The sequence below is a fragment of the Novipirellula aureliae genome, from assembly GCF_007860185.1.
Taxonomy (GTDB): domain Bacteria; phylum Planctomycetota; class Planctomycetia; order Pirellulales; family Pirellulaceae; genus Novipirellula_A; species Novipirellula_A aureliae.
The window spans coordinates 247,474-264,162 of record NZ_SJPY01000010.1 but is presented as its reverse complement, the minus strand read 5'-3'; the positions used below and the strand labels follow the sequence as shown (position 1 = coordinate 264,162).

Annotated in this window: 13 protein-coding genes; 6 read left to right on the top strand and 7 right to left on the bottom strand. The window is 52.4% G+C overall.

The window, feature by feature from the left end; genetic code table 11:
* The first annotated feature begins 149 nt into the window (after nucleotides 1-149).
* On the top strand, nucleotides 150-1,451 hold the full coding sequence (locus Q31b_RS25820; RefSeq protein ID WP_197172361.1) for a DUF4303 domain-containing protein: 1,302 nt from the start codon (nucleotides 150-152) through the stop codon (nucleotides 1,449-1,451).
* A gap of 123 nt (nucleotides 1,452-1,574) precedes the next feature.
* Here Q31b_RS25820 and Q31b_RS25815 read toward each other — a convergent pair whose 3' ends face one another.
* Nucleotides 1,575-2,147: a terminase gpA endonuclease subunit gene (locus Q31b_RS25815; protein WP_146602544.1), complete on the bottom strand. Its 573-nt coding sequence runs from the start codon at nucleotides 2,145-2,147 to the stop codon at nucleotides 1,575-1,577.
* Between the two features lie 119 nt (nucleotides 2,148-2,266).
* Between Q31b_RS25815 and Q31b_RS25810 the strand changes: the two genes are divergently transcribed.
* Genes Q31b_RS25810 through Q31b_RS29760 form a run of 3 tightly spaced genes read left to right on the top strand, consistent with a single transcriptional unit; the run spans nucleotide 2,267 to nucleotide 9,862 of the window.
* Nucleotides 2,267-8,806, top strand: a complete 6,540-nt coding sequence (locus Q31b_RS25810; protein WP_146602543.1) for an ATP-binding protein — start codon at nucleotides 2,267-2,269, stop codon at nucleotides 8,804-8,806.
* Entirely contained in the window at nucleotides 8,727-9,464 is a 738-nt protein-coding gene (locus tag Q31b_RS25805; protein WP_146602542.1) for a hypothetical protein, read from the top strand. Before Q31b_RS25810 ends, Q31b_RS25805 begins: the two co-directional genes overlap by 80 nt.
* Nucleotides 9,461-9,862, top strand: coding sequence for an amidoligase family protein (locus Q31b_RS29760; RefSeq protein WP_146602564.1), 402 nt, complete (start codon nucleotides 9,461-9,463; stop codon nucleotides 9,860-9,862). The genes Q31b_RS25805 and Q31b_RS29760 overlap by 4 nt, the downstream gene beginning before the upstream one ends.
* Here the strand turns inward: Q31b_RS29760 and Q31b_RS25795 are convergent.
* Together Q31b_RS25795 and Q31b_RS25790 are read right to left on the bottom strand one after the other, a co-directional pair.
* On the bottom strand, nucleotides 9,827-10,750 hold the full coding sequence (locus Q31b_RS25795) for a hypothetical protein (RefSeq protein ID WP_146602541.1): 924 nt from the start codon (nucleotides 10,748-10,750) through the stop codon (nucleotides 9,827-9,829). The genes Q31b_RS29760 and Q31b_RS25795 overlap by 36 nt on opposite strands.
* Nucleotides 10,751-10,915: 165 nt before the next feature.
* The gene (locus Q31b_RS25790; protein ID WP_146602540.1) at nucleotides 10,916-11,209 is read right to left on the bottom strand and encodes a hypothetical protein; all 294 of its coding nucleotides are present in this window, start codon (nucleotides 11,207-11,209) and stop codon (nucleotides 10,916-10,918) included.
* A gap of 53 nt (nucleotides 11,210-11,262) precedes the next feature.
* Here Q31b_RS25790 and Q31b_RS28705 point away from each other — a divergent pair, with 53 nt between their 5' ends.
* Both Q31b_RS28705 and Q31b_RS25780 read left to right on the top strand, forming a co-directional pair.
* Nucleotides 11,263-11,706 (top strand): AbrB/MazE/SpoVT family DNA-binding domain-containing protein, encoded by a 444-nt coding sequence (locus Q31b_RS28705; protein WP_197172355.1) that lies wholly within the window; start codon nucleotides 11,263-11,265, stop codon nucleotides 11,704-11,706.
* Entirely contained in the window at nucleotides 11,707-12,105 is a 399-nt protein-coding gene (locus Q31b_RS25780; protein ID WP_146602539.1) for a type II toxin-antitoxin system death-on-curing family toxin, read from the top strand.
* Here the strand turns inward: Q31b_RS25780 and Q31b_RS25775 are convergent.
* The 4 genes from Q31b_RS25775 to Q31b_RS25760 all read right to left on the bottom strand — a co-directional run.
* Nucleotides 12,102-13,412 (bottom strand): DNA modification methylase, encoded by a 1,311-nt coding sequence (locus Q31b_RS25775; protein ID WP_146602538.1) that lies wholly within the window; start codon nucleotides 13,410-13,412, stop codon nucleotides 12,102-12,104. The two genes, Q31b_RS25780 and Q31b_RS25775, sit on opposite strands and share 4 nt — an antisense overlap.
* Nucleotides 13,413-13,530: 118 nt before the next feature.
* Nucleotides 13,531-14,007 carry an NADAR family protein gene (locus tag Q31b_RS25770; RefSeq protein ID WP_146602537.1) on the bottom strand — a complete coding sequence of 159 codons (477 nt, stop codon included), beginning with the start codon at nucleotides 14,005-14,007 and terminating at the stop codon, nucleotides 13,531-13,533.
* 344 nt (nucleotides 14,008-14,351) lie between these two features.
* Nucleotides 14,352-16,283 carry a bifunctional DNA primase/polymerase gene (locus tag Q31b_RS25765; RefSeq protein WP_146602536.1) on the bottom strand — a complete coding sequence of 644 codons (1,932 nt, stop codon included), beginning with the start codon at nucleotides 16,281-16,283 and terminating at the stop codon, nucleotides 14,352-14,354.
* Nucleotides 16,280-16,689, bottom strand: a 410-nt coding sequence (locus tag Q31b_RS25760) for a hypothetical protein (protein ID WP_197172353.1), incomplete at its 5' end; no start/stop codon positions are given. The genes Q31b_RS25760 and Q31b_RS25765, both read right to left, overlap by 4 nt.

The following is a 16,689-nucleotide window of genomic DNA, read 5'->3' as shown; positions in this document are numbered from 1 at the left end:
ACGACTTGAGCGAAACGCACGATCGAGACGCTTTCTGGAAACGCCGAGGCCAAAGAAACGATGGTTTCCGCCACCGCTGCCGCAAGACCAAAATCAAGGATTCCTAACAAACCCGGTCATGCACCCAATTCAGTAGCAAGGTGAGAACATTGGATTGGAAAGAAGTCGAAGCCACTTTCTTGCGAGAAGCAGAGCAGGCTGTTGAGCGATGGGCGAAAAAGAATCGCAGACATCATGCGTATGCCTTTGCATTTCATGAAAGCTATCGTGAACTGGATGGACAGATTGCGTTTCCTTTTCTGGGCGTGAATAGCATCGAATTCCTTGAGGACGATCAGGGAACCGACGATGTGAAGCTGGAATGGAATTCGGCGGACTGGAATTGGGAGAACATTCTCGCAGTGCAACCGATTGATAAGTTAGGAAAACTGGTCTGTGATGAGGCTACTAAAAGCACACAGGCGCACTGGTATCGAACTGAGAAACGCTTTGTGGCAATGGTGGTGCGTGTTGCCAGAGCATTGCGAAAAAAGTTCGCCAAACATGCAAATGTCACACCCGACTTTGTGGTCTATTTTGACGATGAAGATGGCGGTCTCGAATTAGTCAAGAAGTGTGTGCCTGCGAAGCTCTATAACAAGCATTTCTTTGAGTACGAAGAAGATGAATTGAGTGGGCTATCAGAAAATGCCAAATTTGAAGAGTACCTGAGTAATCCATGGCTGTATGAAGATGAACTTGTGGCGATGGGAAAACAGGCCATTGATCCTCTCCGAAATATTTTGCAAGACCCTGAGCGTGGCTGGAGCGCTGCTGCGGTGTTAGGTGATCTTGGAGTCAAAGATTCAACGGTTTTGGAGAGACTTCGTAAAGAGGTAAAGAGCGTAAGAAAACAGGGTGCAGCTGAGCTATGCGCGATGACGCTGGGTCTGTGGGACGATCTCGATTTCTTATTCAAGTTAGTGAAATCTAAGAAGACTCAAACGGTGGCGGTTTATGGGATCCTGGTACGGCTCAAATCGCGGGCCGGCCGTCAGCCGGAACCGATTCCCCTTGACTACGAACCTGTGGAACGACTGTTGGCATTGAGGACGTCAGCGATTAGTCGTTTTATAAGAAAAGAACTGGAACCGGGTTCTTCGTTTATTGAAATCAAGCCCGCTGACGTTGATGAGGCGATTCGCGGACTCACCTCGCAATCCGTCGTTATTCGGCAGCATGCTGTGTGTGTTCTAGGAGAGCGTGGCTTGGGCAAAGCAGTTGGGAAACGGGTGCTTCCGGAACTTGCCAAACGGTTGTATGACAAAGTTCCCAATGTACGGCGTCTGGCATTGTTGGCGATTAGTGACTGGAAGGCTGCTGCAAAGCCTTATCATGCTGAGATGAAGAAACTTCAGAAAGAAGATCCCGATCCCGATGTTCGTTTTTGGGCGAATTATGTTTTTGAGTAAATCCAGTTATTCAGAGTCTTTCAAACGCGCATCAGGGTCTTGGGTGCTTCGACCCTGAATCGCCGAAACGATTCTTGTGAACTGCTCCGGTTCCACCGAACGGCGTGATACTGCCTTGTTCACTCACCGTTTCCGTTTCTTGCGTTGAAGATCACTGAAACTCACCCGTTCTCGTCTGTTGACGGCCTGGCTGTCTGTGCCAAACAACAATGCACCCTGCATCGACGCACCAACGGCACAACCAACTAAACAATCGAGCCAGTGATTGTCGGGTTGCTCTGGCCTCGCCTTCCATTCGTCCACAGTTCGTCCGCGCCCCTCCGTCTTAACGAAGTACTCGGCGGTGACTTGCTCGGCGAACAGGCGGTGTTGCTCGGAGCGGTCGCCGAAGATGGAAAGGCAACCGCGATCACCCATTGCTACGGCGAGGCGAGCGTGCGTGAACGACTTCCACCAATTCGTGTCGTAAATGACGTGGCGGATGGCTCGCTTGCCGTTGATGGATGGGATCCGCCAATTCAGTCCGACTCGGTCGCCGGGTCGGCGTTTGTATTCGCTGAAGGGACTGGATGATGCGCCGACGAAACGACCGTGGGATGGCAGTAGGATCGAGGCGTGGAGGCTTTGCCAACAGAATTGGTAGACCACATTGGTGGAGTGGCCCCAGTTGGCATCTCTCATTTCGACGAGATTCACAGCGTATTACCGAGTTTCGCAATTGCACATTGACAATAACACGGATGGACTCACCCAGTGGATCAATTAGTGATTCATACGGTAGAATATGTCAAAATTTCACAAAGCACGATGGGGCGATGATGGAAAAAAAGAGGAAAGCGGTCGACGCATCGACATCAAATGCTGGTGATGACTTTCACTTGCTATGGGCGGTGCGTCGATGCTTTGAGCTACTGAAGCCTGAGACGAAACTGAAGGCAGTCAAGCCGGAAGGTATTTCTCCGGTGGATGCTGCCGAGATTGACTCAACAGGTCACGCGTTTTTATCGGTTGATCTGACTGAGTATTTCGAGGGACTAGATATTCGCTCAAGTAGCGTCGTTAGATATTCGCAGTTGAAATACAGTACGACCAAACCGTCGGCTCCATGGACAATCGCCGCAGTGATCGCGGGGAAGAAACCGGGATCGACGGCAGGAAGTCTGATCCGTCGTTTTGCGGATACGTTCAAGAAACATCGTGAGGCATGTGGACGTGACCTGGTACTCGCCAAGTTGCAAATTCGACTCGTCAGCAACCAACCTGCATGTGATGTGCTTTCTACTGCTTTGCTCGCGGCGAAGGCTGAACTGGCAAACGAGAAGGTAAAAAACAAGGCCTCATTACTGAAGTTAGTTGACAACGGGCAACAAGCCCTTATCGAAGAATTGTTCAATGCCTCGGGACTTGGCTCTCGCGACTTTTGCGATTTCCTGCGTGTGCTAGACCTGAGTTCAAACACAGCGGAACTTTCGCGTGCTAGGCAAGAGATTGAAGTAACAAAAACGCTTGGAAACCTTGGGTTTTACGAAACCAGTGACCAACGAGCCTTATTGAAAAGCCGAGTTTGGGATCTCAGCCTACCGAACGAGACAGCATCAATAACGCGAGACGAGATGGTCGCGATGCTTCACGGTGGTCGGTACGCCTCATTATTTCCATCAGTCAGTTCGATCGCCTCAGGGGAAAAAATTATTGAACGCGAACAAGCTTTGGAACTCGCGAAAGAGATTGCTACAGCGTCCGCGTCGCTCCTATGTGTCCATGGCGGCGGTGGCTTCGGCAAAACGACTCTGATTAAATCCGTTATTGAGAAATTGCCTGAACACTCGATTTCCGTGATCTTCGATTGTTTTGCGTCCGGGAAATACAGAAACCCCGAAGATTGCCGACATCTTCATGAGAACGGCATTCGGCAAATCATCAACGAACTTGCGGTCGAATCACATACAGAAGTGCTGCTGAATCGGGACGCAAGCAGAAATGAACTCGTCCGACGCTTCTGCGAGAAGCTATCGGTCGCCTCTAAAGTCGCGAAAGCAAGTAATCCGAATGCATTGGTCTGTGTTTTTGTTGACGCGGCAGATAACAGTGTTTCTGCGGCAAAGGAACGCGGCGACGTATCGTTCGTGACGGATATTGTGAGGTGCGAAATACCGTCCGGTTGTCGTGTCATCGTCGCGTGCCGTTCGCATCAAATCAGTTTGCTTGGCTTGGGAGTAGATTCACGTGAGATTCCAATTGAGGCGTTCAATAGGGACGAAACCGAAGCAAACTTAGCACTTCATTTCCAAGGGCTTGATCCTTCGCAGATTGATGAGTTTCACAAGCTGACCAACGGCGTTCCGCGAGTTCAGGCGTACGCCCTCGACCTGCGATATCAAACGTTTGATGAGATCCTCGATGCGTTACGCCCAGGAGGAAAAGTACTAGACGATATCTTCGAGCGAGCGATTCTTGAGTCGGGGTCGCGCAACGGCGACCAGCAACTCGTTGATCGGGTTTGCGGAGCAATTGCCAATCTGTATGCACCGGCACCGATGGAAATGGTAGCGAAGCTTGCGGGTACGACCCTTGAAGGCGTAACCGACGTGTGCAACGACCTTCCTGAGGGAATCTTTATTGCTGATGGAACCGCGAATCTCCGCGATGAAGATTTAGAGAAGTACTTGAAGAGCAGGTATCCACTCACTACGGAACAAAAGACTCAACGCGCGAGTCTTCTTCTTTCTGAGGCAGTTGTGAGTGAATACGCATCACGCAATCTTGGGCGAGCGTTAGCGTCTGCAGGGCTGCGAAAAGAGTTGCTCAATTTGGTAGAAAACCCAGTTGGTCTCGATGCCATTCCTGATCCGATTGAGCGCCGCCAAATACAGATCTCGCGCATCAAGAACGCAATGCAACTGGTCCGCAGCGAAAAAGTATCGGTAGTAGATTTCCGGCTTTTGTTCGCATTGTCTCGGGAGTCGAAGGCTCACAAGTCTACGGACCAGGTGCTTGATGAGCACCCAGACCTCGCCCTGCAGCACGGAACTCCTGCGACGGTACAACGGTTGTACTTTTCAGATCGCTCGGAAGGCGCTGGTGACCAAGCTTGGCGTCACATGTGTTGCGCTGGCGTCTACGCTCGGAGGGACGGAGCCACGGCCACGGTCCGGGAGCATCAGCGACTAGCCGAAATTGGTCTTCGAGAATGGGTTCGCTTGGATCACGATCAGCGTGAAGACGATCCTATCGACAACCACTACATTGCGATGCTTGTGGAGTCGTACATTCGCTGTGACGGTTACGATGCCGCACGGAAATGGCTGCGTCGTTGGCGACCTCGAAGTTTCCGTATGGACATCTGCAAGCGTGTCGCAAAGAACTTCTTCCAATTCGGATTAGGTAGCGTAGATGTATCCGGCGCTGTGCTTGCAACTGAACTTGATGCACTGCTCGCGTTCATCGAGGCCAGCATCGAATCGCACAAGCCTATTGACGTCGGTTTGGTTGAGCAGCTTTCTGGCTTCTTGCCAACGATTCAGTATCGAGCAAAGAACCCAGAACACCGGCGGCAATTTCTAAATACGGTGATTGCGTCTGCTGAGGCATCAGCCAAGAGCTTCGATGACTGTGCTCGATGGGCGGAAATTTTGGATTCCTTCACTCCGCGTCCACCGGAGGTTGTTCCTCGACACACCTATGGTGAAAGCGCTGAGGAGCTTGAGAGGTTTTTGCGATACGTTTCCTTGCGTTACGTTTTTCTGAATGACGAGTTGTCTGCAAAAGACGTTCGCTTAGTGCCAGAACGTTTGAAACCGAAGAAATCGCCGCCGCCCGCAAATGAGACCGATGAAGAGAGTGTTTCCCGCCGTGAGGAAGAGGAGCGAATATCACGGCAACGTGACGAACACTTGTCGGTTTGCGAACTTCTGCTCCCAGCATTCCACTTTCGTGCAATGGCATTAACCGGAAATTTGGAACGAAGTGACTACACGAAACAGTTAGAGAGTGCTCTTCGCGCCACGTCGTCATCAAACAATTCGTACTGGTACTTCAAGCGACCAAGCCCTTGGAAAGCTCGGCGAGCTAAATTGCTTTGCCGAACAGTCTTGCTGACTAGCTCCTGTATTGCAGACGACTTTGAGAAAGTTGTCGATAGTTTCACAGAACCCTGGGCCGATCTCCGAGTCGACTTAGCGGAAATCGCCGCTGCCGAACCGGCGCTTCATATCACCGCGATGAAGTTGGTTCATGAAGCATTCGAGCAAACTCAAGAATTGGCGATGCCAGGTGCCGAACGTGTTCAGTTTCTCGTGCGCTGCTGCCAAATCACCTCTTCGATCGACCCAAGTGCAGGGCAATTCTATTTCGACCAAACTCTGAAAGCGGCAGAAGATGTCGATGAAGAAGCTTTTTCGGTCATCAAGCTTCTTTCCAAGATTGCTCGAAACAAAGACACCGCAACGCCTGCAAGCGACTCTACGACACAAGCAGAATCATTGGCCTGCATTGTTGAAGACTATAGCATGCGGCTTGATGGTCACGACCATTTTCCGTGGACGGAGGCGATTTGGGGAATAGCACATCTTTCACCCGAAGTCGCAACCGCAATGGCTTGCCGGTGGGATCTAACGTCGCGACTAAGCATCGGTCAGAGTATTCCCGATTTGGTAGAAGCTTTGCTGGATCGCGGATCAGTTGATCCACGTTTCACAGTCGCTACATGCCTGCTCCCGGGCAATTGGAACCAAAATTCGTTCGAAGTGAGCCTTCGAGCATTGCTCAAGCTTCGGAATGAGAGTTCATCCGACTTTTCGACAGGTCTAAAAGAGCTGGCTGACTATTGCGTCCGAGGCTCTGAGTTTGAAGAGCGAATCGGCTTGTCACGTCAGTACGCTGAATGGCTCACAAAGCATGGAATGGCGCTTGCAAATGTTTCAAAACCGCTTAGCCAGCTAGTTGCGTTTCACGAACAAGAAGACGGTGGCGAAGTCACGAAACCATCCGCTACGGCCACTGCGCGATCGCAGATTCCAAAATCCGAGCCGAACGCGATCGACGAGGCTGAACCAAAGATAGCACTCTCTGGAACGTACTGCGATCGCGAGAGCATCGAAGTTCCGCTGAGGACGCTTGAATTTCAAGCATCGAACCAAACTGCACGCTGGAATATCTACAGCGAGCGACTGAAGTTGTTACAAGCGATGATCGCGCATGTGCCGCTTTCTCGATACGTCGATCACCTAAATTCGCTCATTGAGGTCTCACCACAACTTGTACCATTCGACCAACTCGTCAGTGCAACTTGTGACCGGTTAGAGCAGTGGAAAGCTCATCCAATGGTCTCGAGTTGGGCGAAAAATGCACCGAAACTCATTGCATCGAGAGCTGTTGAGTCACTATTTGGAAGCTTCAGCTTCCGAAGTTATGTAGTCGAGAAGTTGCTCGATTTGGCCGATATGGATCGCTCCGATTTCGCGCAGATGATGTTGAAAGCACTGCCCGATTCAGAGCGTCTTAATCAGGTGGAAGCGATAGCAGTTCATGACTTCGCGTCGGAACTGGTTTCAACGATTGATGCGGCAACGGCGGAAGAGACATTGCAGATGTTACTAGATAAGCTGACGAAGGACGTCAGGGGAGTAAACTCTGCGTCAAATGTGTCTGCATCTGTAGCAAAGCTTGCAGGCCGTTCCATCAGTTCTGGCCTAGCCTGGTACTTGCTTGGCCATCCAGACACTCGAATCCGATGGCGCACAATTCATGCTTGTAGACAAATGCACCGTATTGGACATCCAATCGCTGAAGAACTTGGGAAATGGCTAGGCGATGGCCAATCTCACGCGATGTGTGCTCCTGACGAACCGTTCTATTGGTTGGCTGCGCGACAGTCATGCTTTCTTTTAATCGAGCGATTGGCAGAAGAAGCACCTAATTCAATGCTTTCGGTTATGCATTTGACGTTAGACGAACTGAGGCACTCACCTTTCCCACACGTCATTGTCCAGCGATCCTGCATAAGAGCAATCCAGGCAGTTGCCGAAGCAACACCTGGGTGCATTTCTGACAGCGATCTTGCGTTCGCAGTCGGTCGCCTGCGCGGAAAGCTTGCATCGAACGACAAACGAGATCGCCACCATGGGCTTGGTGGACCGTGGGAGTCGAAGCATTCGCATCGTTTTGATTTTGACCAGATGGACACTGTACGGTACTGGTACGATCCGTTGTCAAATGTTTTCGATCTTTCCGACGGGGAGTTCTTTCCAGTGATCGAAGACATTATCTGTCAGGACTGGGGCATAAGCGGACACTTGCCCAATCGTGATCGCGCCAAGGCGATGTACCCTCACGCATCGTATACGCTTTTCTCCAATGGTCACGGAAGTGCGCCAACGGTAGAGGACTATCATCATCATGTTGAGCTACATGCGATGTTTTGTGCTGCGATAAGGCTTCTTGACAACCACGAGATTCGACTCGAATCCTATTCACACGGTGACGTAAATCGCTGGGAGAGCTGGCAAGAACGATGGGATATTTCCATTCCACCACTGTGGATCGCAGATCAACGCCAAGCGACGCCGCTGGAAGAAAGATTGTGGACGGAACCGCCATCAGAGGAATGGACCAAAGCACCAACGGATGACGAGTACGATCGAGCGACCGGATTCACCGAGAGTTTGCACGCCGACTATTTGCAAGTATGGGGAAACACCGATCTGTTTACATCGAAAGCGAGTCGCGACTATCGAATTCGATCAGCGCTCGTGACTCCAGATGCGGCAGACGCATTGATGCGTACTTTCCAAGACTCCCATCCATCGACCTTCCGTATACCAGAAGAGGGAGACGAGGACGCTGAAATTCTTGAGAGCGTCGGCGACATCAAATTGGAGCTTCGAGGTTGGATTAGCGACGAGCACACAGAAACGAATCGCTTGGAAGAGTCAGATCCCTACGCTTACCGAATGCAGCCGACAAGGCTTCGTCCCGGACAGCAGGCATGCAAATTCTTCAATATGCAATTCGACAACTCAACCGGAAGGTTCCGCGGAGACAATCCGGCGGGTTGCATTGCCCTGCGGGAAGTCTGGTGCGACAAACCAGATCGCGTAGATCGCGAGAGCTATGGTTTCTTTTCGGAAGGTGAGCGGTTGTGGTTCCATATTCCCGAGCTTTTGAAGTTCTTAAGAGCAATTCAATCATCACTCATTATTGAAACCCAAATCGTTAGACGCGTCGACAAAGGTAAACTTGACGACTCGTTCGACGACGAAAATCTCCGAGGTAAACATGACTGGAAATCCAGAATCTACATCGTCGACGGCACAGGGAACGTCAGCACAGTCCACGGATGTCATCGCATTGGGTAAACGCCTCAGCGAGGAACTTGGACGCGAAAAAGAATACGATACGCTGTCGAAGTGGATCGCGAATCTTCTCGCAGAGAAGATCGTTGTCTGCGAGACAGCTTCAGATGGGGAGGAGAAGGAACGCCTTCAGCAACAAGCTGTTGATCTAACGCTGAGGATTTGGCACGAAAGGTATTGCGTACCGCCATGCATTCGACCGTTTGAAAAAGTTGAGAAAGCCATAAGTTATCTCGCTGACCAAAGCGACCGCGAAACCGATCCGATAATGGCTTTTCGATCGCGTCGGCAAGACAGCAATCCCTTCTCACGCTTGAGTGATGCGTTCGAGGCGATGAGGGACAAGGCCGTTCCCTTGCTCGCCTTGACTCAGATCGTACTCGTCGCTGGCAGTGCCCCGCTTGCCTGGGAAGAGGAGAACAAGGAATTTCTCGATCAACTGGAATCGGACGCAGTAACACTTGTGCGGCGTTGGCTCAGCATCGTCGATGACACGAGCGAAAGTGAAAGCGATTGGACATCTGTCAAAAATCTTTCTCCAGAAGAAAGGGTAAGCAGCGTCGTCGCGCGACTGGAAGAAGGCTTAGATCAAATCCGTCAGACACTCGATGAGTTCAAAGCTGAAATCGCAAATGATCTAGACCAGACGCAGAATCCATAGAGTCGCCTGTCCTTCGCGGCTACGAAGGACTTCAAAACGTCGAGCGTGCGGTCGACGCGATCAAAGCACGCGGAGCCGGAGTCAACGAAGGCTGCGGCCTTCACATCACGATCACTTGGAACGGCGACGCGGCTGCTTTGGCTCGGCTGATAAGCCTGATCGGAAACCACGAACGAGCCATCTACGCTTCGACGGGAACCAAGCGACGCGAACGCAACACTTGGGCCAAGCAAATCAAAAGCTTCGGAAACAAGGACGCAGCCAAGCGAAACTGCGAAGCCGACCAGCTAGCATTCAACACACGCGATTTGGCAATCTTTCCGTTTGCGAATAGACCTTCGATCAATCCGGTTATTTCGCTCTCAGTCGCCCGCTTCAAGGGCATCCTTGATCTCTGACAATATGTCGCGATGTCGATCGCAAAGACCGGTCTGGTTCGAGAGTTTTTCTTTCACTTCACTTGTGAAGTGGAAGGGACGCAACAATTTGGCGCGACGCGCTGCGAAGGTTGGACCTAGCAGGTAGTTGTGAGTCACCAGAGTGGCTCCGTGACCAATAACAAAATCAATGACTCGAAACAGTTTGCTCGTATTCCGAGTGATTCCCTTAAACGAATCGGAAAAGAAGTATGGCATCTCACCCGATGCGATGTGCTGAAGGTAGGCAAGTAGACCAGAATCTAACGTCGGATCAATTCCACTGGCGACGATCGAAACCATCGACTCCAACTCGGTGTCACCACTCGTCTGAGGCAACACTGGCTTCGGGGCAACTGAAGCTTCGTATGAAACGTTACCGCTCTTCGAATTGGCTAGCGAGGAAATCACATGCCAGGCGTGGGGAAACTCCGTTGGAAGCGTTCCGAAACAATCGGTTTCAATACCGTTTTCCTGACAAACTCTTGATGCTGCCAGAAGATCGGCTTGCGTGAAGTAGCCAATCGCAGCCGATGTGATCTCGGGAACTTGATCGTCTGTTAGTACGGGCTTCGCCAGTCCCAACTCGACCGTGGCAGCCTGCGACGCGGCCAAGTCCTCGATCAAGCTATTGCGGACACACATTACGACAAACGAGGAGCAATCGAGATTTGCGATTGGCCGATAGAAGCTCGCCTCTTCAAGCCCAGGAAAAAGCAGAGAGTTGCGGAAAGCAACATCATCCCATCGCATCAACGCCGACTCAATTCTAATGCGAATATCGTTAAGGACCACGTTGATCTGATGGGCGTTGAGTTTCAGCGATTGTAACTTGGGTCTCAGGATTTGTGCCAAGCAGTTGTGGATCATTTGGTGAGGTTGTTTGATTGTGTTGTTTCCGAGTAACGAACGTCGTTTTGGGGGCTTCATTCGGACCAGCGATATGGTAGATGGTTGGCTTCAGCACAATTGGTCGGTTCCATTTCACGGAATTCTACTGTGTGTCCGTATCTTCACCAACATGACACGATTCGTTCACTGTTCTTCGATCGCGTCCTCTTGCCAGGCAACGTCGAATGCAGCATTCACTTCGTCCTCACACGGAAACAGACTCGGTTCCGGCTGGATGTATTCCCGCATTTCGTTTTGGTGCAACCAGATTGGGTCGGCGTTGAGGAAGATAAATTCTTCGACGGAGAGACCGTCAATGGTCTGAGGGCGTTTGATGCGGACCTGTTTGCCATTGATGAATATCCACTGGAATTTCTTTCGGCGTTCTTTCTTGGCTCGCTTTTCTGCAGCCGTCAGTTTGCGTTTTCGTTTTGCCATAATGGAACAGTTTTGCCGTTCGTGTCTTTGTTGCGTTGTTACCGCGCCGTTTGATGTTGTTTCCCGGCGAAGCGGCCTGGTCGCGGCAGTATACATGCTCCAAACGAAAACTCGTACTCAGAAAGCTCGAGGAATGCACGCTCCTTTGCCAGCGGTGCACCACCGCTGCGGTGGCCAGCGTCTATCCGCTAAGCGATTGGACGCTTGACGCGAGCCAGTGGCGTAATCACAATAGTGATACATTGGTGGACCACATTCGCGAGGGCAGTATGATTAAAAAACTGGTGAAGCACGGTAATAGCTGGGCAATCGTAATTGATCGACCTATCTTAGATTTGCTGAAGATCGATCCAGAGTCTCAGGTCGAGCTGACAACAGACGGGCGAACGATCAACATTGCTCCCCACTGCGAGGCGGACAAGAAAACTAGCATCCGAACGGCTCGAAAAGCTGTCAACAAAAAGCACTCCAAGGCGTTCAAAAAGTTGGCCGAGTAAATGGTTGATGGCATTCTATTCCTGGAGGTCGATGATGTTCTGGAGTCGCATGCGTTTCAGGTTCAAACGTACGGTGGTGATGATGGCCTGCGAGACGCGGGACTACTTGAGTCTGCAATCGCACAACCACAAGCTTCTTTCGGCGGCGACTTGCTTCATGTGTTTCCTTTCGAGATGGCTGCGGCTTACTTATTTCATTTGGTCATGAACCACCCATTCGTCGATGACAACAAACGAGTCGGACTGGAAGCTGCATTGATCTTCTTAGAAATCAACGAAGTTGCGATTGAAGCGACCGATGAAGAACTTGTGCAGATTGTGCTTGATACAACGTCGAGCAAAGTAACGAAGCAAGACATCGCCAAGTTCTTTGAATCACATCACGTTTCAACCGACTAACGCATATTCTCCTCACGCTTGCCGACGGGGATCGGTGATTCGCCGGTCCGTTCCAAGATCGCTGGTTTGCCGGTGAATCGTTGGTAGCGGTCGACGATCACGTCACAGTACGGCGGATCGAGTTCCATCAAGAACGCCTTGCGTCCGGTTTGCTCCGCGCCGATCAATGTTGATCCGCTGCCGCCGAACAAGTCAAGCACGTTATCGCCTTTGCGAGACGAATACTGCATTGCCTTCACAGCGAGTTCCGCCGGTTTGCCGGTCAGGTGTTCCAATTGTTGTGGCGGAATCTTCTTTACGTGCCAAAGATCGGTCGCGTTGTTCGGCCCGAAGTACTTGTGTCCCGCCCCTTCACGCCATCCGTAGAATGCCCATTCGTGGGCACCCATGAAATCCTTTCTCGTCATGACCGGGTGCATCTTGTCCCAGATGATGGCTTGCGAAAAATACAAGCCGTTTGATGACAGCACGGGCGGATAGTTTGCGATGTTCGAGAAGCCTCCCCAGATATAGAAGCATCGGCCGGGTTCCAGAACGCGAGCGATGTTGCCGAACCAGGCTTTCAGCAGCCGATCGAACTCCTCGTCCGAAACAAAGTCGTTGGCCAGTGGTCGGTCCTTGGCCCGCATCTTCTTAGGACCGTCTTTGGTCTTGCCCTTGCCAGCTTCGAAGGAACTGTTGCCGGCCGCGATTGCGTTCTTGCTACGAGGTTCAACCTTCACGTTGTACGGCGGGTCTGTATTGCACAATTGAATCGTCGCGCCATTCAAAAGCCGGTCCAGGTCTTCAACGCTGGTCGAGTCACCACACATCAAACGGTGATCGCCGAGGATCCAAATGTCATCACGTTGAGTGATAGCGTCGTCGGGCGGCTCAGGGACATCATCGGGATCTGTCAATCCTTGGCCGACACCGGGATCAAGCAACATCGCCAGTTCGTCGGCATCGAAACCGAGCAGTTCACAATTGAAACCTGCGTCTTGCAACGCTCCCATTTCGAGCGGAAGTAGATCAAAATCCCACTCCGCGTTTTCGCCAGTGCGGTTGTCGGCGATCCGGTAGGCTCGGACCGCTTCGGGTTCCATGTCGACCGCGACGTGGACCGGAACTTCGGTCAGCCCAATCTTCTTGGCGGCCTTGAACCGCGTATGGCCGACGATGATGACGCCGTCGGCATCGACAACGATCGGTTGGCGGAAACCAAATTCGTTGATGCTTTGAACGACCGCGTCAACTGCATCGTCGTTGATACGCGGATTGTTTTCGTAAGGCTTGATTCGATCAAGCGACCACATTTCGACCTGCATAGTAGTGTCCTTTTCCAGAGGTGAAGAAACGGAAAAGGGTCGGTCGTTGGGTGGTTGGTTAGATGTTTGGTTGGTTGGGTGCTATACTTGTGCCGGCAGTTACGCGAATGCTCTGTCGCTACGCCTCATCTTGATCGGAGTTCGTCATCTCAGATTCCTCGCGCAGTCGCAAACGCACTTCGACCAGCAAGCGTCCGAGCATGTTTTTGCCGCGACCGTCACCACCGTCGCCCCAGTAATCATCGTTGGTAGTGTGTTCAATGATTTTGGCGTTGCCGGTGCTGAGCAGAAGTTCGCGAAGCTCGTCGTGCTGGGTGAACTTGGCGATTAGAGCTTCACGCATTACGTTTACCTTGGCCGACTCCCAATCCTTGCGAAGCGTTCGCTTTCGGTCGCGTCCCATTCTAGCTGCGAGCATCGGTGAGTTTGCTTTGCGAATTTCGTTTTGGTCGGATTTCGACTTGAACTTCATCGCCTGAAAGTAGTGCTCTGTCGTTGGCCATGTCGCCTTCCCGATACGAATCGGGTAGTCGGCAAAGTTTGAAAACTCGCCGTATTCATCGCCCGTGCTGTAGAATTTGATCGAATCGGTCATTGAGTCTTCTCTTAGGGGGAATTCGTACTGGGTCAGATGACACTGGCCAATCATATCAGGTTCGTCTTGCCGTTCGGACAATCAAAACTAACTGTGCCTAATAAGGCTGCTGTTCCGGTGGCCCCCACAAGAAGTATATGGCCGCGGAGGACCCACTCGATTTTTCGCTCCAACGCGCGCCCCGATTTACTCGCCGCCACCGTGCCAACGACGCGCCGCCCCGGGCGTATATATATACGCCCGGGGGCGGCACGTCAGAACGCGCTGACGGCGACGCGTCGCCCACTGGGGGCGGCACGTTAAAACGCGCCGCCGGGGCGCNCGTTAAAACCCGGGGCGGCACGTTAAGCATCGTTTGTATTTCCGTTTTGGGAGACCAGTTTGTATCCGGTAAACTTGCTTCGACCCTTTTGACACTGGCACGTNTCTACTACTCCTTCATCNATCAGAATCTCCAATGCTTCCTTGGCTGTACGGTCTCGCATACAGACGTTTGCACTAATTCCACGAAGGGATTCCCCCATTGGGAAAGTGCTGAGTGACTCAACAATCTGNTGTTTCCTGCGATCAAATTTTGACTGTTTCCGTCGTTCTTGTTTTTCTTCCGATACCAAGTCACCGGCCTGCTCACGGAGTTCGTACGCATCACTCGCCTCCAGCACGCTCACGTCCCAACGACGTCCGCCGGGGTCGTCACGCGTTCCCTCTTGTACATCAACGCCCCACAAACCGCTGTGGCCGGCCGAGCCACCCACACTCATCCATAGTTCATGATAGCCGCCACGTTCGGGATCGTATTTGACGCGTCGGTTAAGCAAGATCCATTGACGGACGAACTCTTGAAAGCCAGCCCACGCGATGTTTTCCAGTTCCGCTGGTTCGTACGGGTCGGCAATGCTCTTCTTGAGGTGGTGACACAGGATCGGCGTGCAGCCGGTGTCTTGAGCAAGCTCGCCGATAGATTTGAGCAGACCGCCCACGATGAACAGGTTGCCGGCGTCGTTGCCCAGTCCGAGCATCATTAAATAGGTCGGATCGAGGATCAGCACGTCAAGTGCGTGGTCCTCAATCACGCGTTTCATTGCGTCGATGTGTTCTTGGTTGGTCAGTTGCGGAACGTCAAAACACCATACAGCTCCGTCGCAATCTGCCAAACGGAGTTGCTTGGCACGCGCGACTCGGCGTGCGGTTTCCTGAATCGTTGCCGCACCGGACTCGCCTGACATCACGCCGACGCGTCGGGCTAGATTGACATCGAATTTACCAAGAAACGGTGTCGCTTCGGCGAGCGACAACGCCAGGTCGACGCTGATATTGGTTTTGAGCGTTTTCTTTGGGCCGGCGATCATCGACGGTTGTCCTCGGACGAGGATTCCGTTGATGAGGTATTCCATGTCGTACTGCGACGCGTCGAGATCGCGACTGGAGACGATGTTGAAAAGCTTCTCTTCGGCGGCCCGACGATCTTGCTCAAAGTGATTCTCGATTGTTGCGACATTGATTTGATCAGGCTCGTACCGAGCAACGCTGGCCGCGATCCGATCGACCTCGTCGCGATCCATTGGCGGAACGCAGCGAACTCGATTCGTTTCCTGAATGGCGGCAGCGATTTCATCGACCGACATTCCGGCTCGCCGCATCGTGCCGCCCAGTCGGGCCAGTGTGCCGTTGCGTTGGCCGGCAGGGATTCGGTTGCCGCCGACCGCGGTCGTGATGACACGATCGGATGAGTTGCCGTCGGATAAACGATTGAGATCATCGACCAACCACTGCGGCGGCAACGGCAGATCTTCCGGACCGACGTCGAGTTCCATGGTCGGTGCCCAGCGGTACCGCCCACCGCCTTCGAGGACCGACGGCGGAACAACGACGTAACCGCCATCGACTTTAATGTCGACGAACTTGGCAAGCTCGCTGTTCCAGTTCTTCCACGCGACGCCTTCGGGACGGCGAAAGAAGTATTGCCGGCCGCCTCGTGCGGTTAACGACAACGGTGCAACGGCGAGGTCCATCGACCGCTCGGGATCTTCGAGCAACCAATGGCTACCGACGTCGACGTCAAGCACGAAGATGCCATTGGTCGAAACGCCGATGTTGGCCGAAGGCGATTTTCGCCACCAATCCTCGATGGTATCCAGGTCGTTCGTCGCGTCGTTGCATCCATGCGGCGTGATGGGTTGCTTGGTGCCTGACGCGCAAGGAAATACCGCGTAGCCGAGATCGGCCAGCGTGAGCGCGGCGTCGTGAAGTTTGGAGATAGTTGCTTGGAAAGTCAAAACGGAACCTCGTCATCGTAGGCATCCATGCCGGCGAGACACGCATCCGGTTTGTCGGTTAGCTTGGCGTCGATGATCCGATCGAACTTCTCGCCAGCGATACTGCGAATCGTGATCTCTTCAGGAAACGCGAGTGCGCCGCGGGTTGCCAACGAAACCGCTTCGGCCGAGCTGTCGGGCACCGGTTCATTGGATCGCTCTCGCCACCACCAAACCACTTTGGTGCGAGCGAACCCAGTGTGCTCAAAACAGACGTACTCGCGGTGATGAAAGTTGATGCCGATGACATACTCAACGCACATCGACTTCGGATCGTCCTCTTCGGCGTCGCGTTTGGTGTGAACGCTGTAGAGTACGTCTTGGACCTCGTGCGTTTGCTCGGTGATGTCCTCCGACAACACCGCTG

Excerpts from the sequence above, each read along its gene's own strand:
- Q31b_RS25810 (WP_146602543.1), top strand. The coding sequence starts at position 2,267 with ATGATGGAAAAAAAGAGGAAAGCGGTCGACGCATCGACATCAAATGCT.
- Q31b_RS25805 (WP_146602542.1), top strand. The coding sequence starts at position 8,727 with ATGACTGGAAATCCAGAATCTACATCGTCGACGGCACAGGGAACGTCA.
- Q31b_RS25795 (WP_146602541.1), bottom strand. The coding sequence starts at position 10,750 with ATGATCCACAACTGCTTGGCACAAATCCTGAGACCCAAGTTACAATCG.
- Q31b_RS25790 (WP_146602540.1), bottom strand. The coding sequence starts at position 11,209 with ATGGCAAAACGAAAACGCAAACTGACGGCTGCAGAAAAGCGAGCCAAG.
- Q31b_RS28705 (WP_197172355.1), top strand. The coding sequence starts at position 11,263 with ATGTTGTTTCCCGGCGAAGCGGCCTGGTCGCGGCAGTATACATGCTCC.
- Q31b_RS25780 (WP_146602539.1), top strand. The coding sequence starts at position 11,707 with ATGGTTGATGGCATTCTATTCCTGGAGGTCGATGATGTTCTGGAGTCG.
- Q31b_RS25775 (WP_146602538.1), bottom strand. The coding sequence starts at position 13,412 with ATGCAGGTCGAAATGTGGTCGCTTGATCGAATCAAGCCTTACGAAAAC.
- Q31b_RS25770 (WP_146602537.1), bottom strand. The coding sequence starts at position 14,007 with ATGACCGATTCGATCAAATTCTACAGCACGGGCGATGAATACGGCGAG.